At 42.8% G+C, this 2,640-nt stretch carries 2 protein-coding genes; both read left to right on the top strand.

Going from position 1 to position 2,640, the window contains the following annotated elements; translation table 11 throughout:
- The first annotated feature begins 424 nt into the window (after positions 1-424).
- On the top strand, positions 425-799 hold the full coding sequence (locus NJ959_RS28335) for a hypothetical protein (protein WP_254015104.1): 375 nt from the start codon (positions 425-427) through the stop codon (positions 797-799).
- Between the two features lie 386 nt (positions 800-1,185).
- Positions 1,186-2,319, top strand: coding sequence for a non-hydrolyzing UDP-N-acetylglucosamine 2-epimerase (gene wecB, locus NJ959_RS28330; protein ID WP_254015103.1), 1,134 nt, complete (start codon positions 1,186-1,188; stop codon positions 2,317-2,319).
- Positions 2,320-2,640 lie beyond the last annotated feature (321 nt).

Below are 2,640 nucleotides of genomic sequence, written 5' to 3'. Positions count from 1 at the left end.
AGGGTGCGTAAGTCCTGAAATTATGAGAACAATCTCACTAAATTATAAGAAATGTTAAGACAATTGAGCTTATCCTTATCTCAAAGCAGTTCATTCTGGATGATATAGGTCTAATTCATCCGATCGTTTGGGCAAATAATAGAAAGACGATATAAATCAAGAGGCAAGAAGGACAAGGGTTTACAGGATTATCCTCTCGATCCTGAGCATTTTGAAAATCCTGGTCACTTTTGACTTCCTATGTCCGCTTCGTAACGATTTCGATACATAAATGTTCCTCGGCGAATGTAAATTTTTATTACAGGTAGCTCATCTCATCTGAGAGTTTCACTATACTGGTTTTCAACAGCAACGATCCCAAAGGATCAATTAAGGACTTTTCGGTAAGTCTTTCTTTTTTTTAATAACTACAGGACTAATAACCATGGAAATGACGACACGCGAGACTTGGATCAATACCTCCTATTTAGCAACACTCAGAATATTCTCGATTTGGACGTTTACATTGACTGTTTCCTTACTGGTAGTGGGATTTCCCTTGGTCGTGTTGATGGCGACTATCGGTGCAATTATGGCGATCGCGTTACAATCAATATTGCCAATGAGTGCTGTTTTGCTCGTGGCAGGTTGCTTGATTGGAGCTAATGTTTTCCTAGTACTATTCGGTGCCGCCGCACTCACCGTTAAAGGAGTTAATCCAAGAGAAGTCAGTTGGTTAAACTGGCTCCATGGTGAACCCGATCCTCTCCAGACTCCTATTTATGCAGCTTGCCCACTTACCTGCGGTCTTCCAGAGTAGTAAGGAGTTACAGCATTAAAAAAGGAATTTGTCAAGTGATTATGATTTTTGTCAGTTGCCAAAGACACGGTAGTGTAGCCCGGTTAATACCGGGCTTTTTCATGACTAATTTTGCTTGCCACAGATTTTGATGCGGCTGGACAAATACTTGCAATTTTCAGGTATGTGAGGTGGAGAGAAACCCGGTTTCTCAAAGAAACCGGGTTTCTGAGTTTCAATAACGGTAGGGTGGGCACTCCCCACTAAGGTAATATATCAGCTTTTCAAGTTCTAAAGGGGAGTGCCCACCCTACAAACTGAGGTGTATTCGATCGACCTGTAATCTGCTGTAAGAGCAAATCCTTGCCAAAATAGAAACGGTCTTCATTACGAATTTATAAGTTTTTATGACGCAATCCGCACCGCCGATTTGCATTACGCTGGGAACCCGCCCAGAAGCTATTAAACTTGCACCCGTGATTCAGCAATTCCAGCGTTGTGGTATCTTTGACACCCATGTCATTTTAACAGGGCAGCACCTCGAGATGGTGGATCAGGTGATGCGGCTATTTGAACTGACTCCTAACCGCAATTTGGAAATTATGCAAGCCAAGCAAACTCTGACGGATATTACTTGTCGGAGTTTGGCGGGGTTAGAGAGTCTATTTCAGGAAATCAAACCTGAGTTGATTCTAGTGCAGGGAGATACAACTACAGCTTTTTCGGCTACTTTAGCCGCATTTTACCAGAAAATTCCCGTTGGTCATGTGGAAGCAGGATTGCGTACCGATGATATGTTTAATCCTTACCCGGAGGAAGCAAATCGGCGGATGATTTCCCAACTCGCTAGGTTAAATTTTGCTCCGACTACTAAGTCTGTGGAGAATTTGAAACGTTCTGGAATTGTTGGCGAAATTCACCATACTGGGAATACGGTGATTGATGCTTTGCTTGCAGTGGCACAGCAGAAACCAAAATGTGAGGTTAAGGGTTTAGATTGGGATAAATATCGTATCATGTTAGCTACGGTTCATCGTCGGGAAAACTGGGGGGAACCTTTGTCAAATATCGCTAAGGGATTTCTACAAATATTAGATACTTTTCCTGATACTGCTTTACTCTTACCTCTCCATCGCAATCCGACAGTCAGGGAACCCTTGCAAGCGTTGTTGGGAAATCATCCGAGAGTGTTTCTCACTGAACCTTTAGATTACTCGGAATTGGTCGGTGCGATCGCGCGTTGTTATCTCTTACTTACTGATTCTGGCGGATTGCAAGAAGAAGCGCCTAGTTTAGGGAAGCCTGTATTGGTTTTGCGAGAAACTACTGAGCGCCCTGAAGCTGTTGAAGCAGGTACGGCTAAGTTAGTGGGGACTAATCCTCAGACCATTTTTACCACCGCTAGTCAGTTATTGAGCGATGGGAGGGTGTATCAGGAAATGGCAACAGCAATTAATCCTTTTGGGGATGGACATGCGGCGGAACGGATTTTGGCAATTGTGAAGAATTTTCTGAAATTGGACGGAAATAATCTAGTCTGATTTTAGGTGAGGACTTAGGTCGCAACGCTACTAATAGCGTTGCTAGTCGGTTATGCTCTGGTAACGCACCCTACAGATAGAGTTTTGACCTAAGTCCTCTAATTATTACGAGCGGAATACTCCTTTTCTGGTTGGAAGTGTGGGTAGTTGATGTCTATCGCTATCTCTGTATGAGTTTGACCAAAACTTTACCAAAACTTTACCAAAACTTTATCAAAACTTCATCAAAACCCACTTGCCAGATTTCGGGATTGATTTGTAAAATATGGTTGCTCAATTCTGGTACAGGGGAATTTGGCTATGGAGACTTAGAAACAGGAA

This window comes from Limnofasciculus baicalensis BBK-W-15, assembly GCF_024178385.1.
Classification (GTDB): domain Bacteria; phylum Cyanobacteriota; class Cyanobacteriia; order Cyanobacteriales; family Coleofasciculaceae; genus Limnofasciculus; species Limnofasciculus baicalensis.
This window is presented reverse-complemented; position numbering and strand designations above follow the sequence as displayed.

What these genes read in the sequence shown, in the direction of transcription:
- NJ959_RS28335 (WP_254015104.1), top strand. Translation starts at nt 425, where the DNA reads ATGGAAATGACGACACGCGAGACTTGGATCAATACCTCCTATTTAGCA.
- wecB (WP_254015103.1), top strand. Translation starts at nt 1,186, where the DNA reads ATGACGCAATCCGCACCGCCGATTTGCATTACGCTGGGAACCCGCCCA.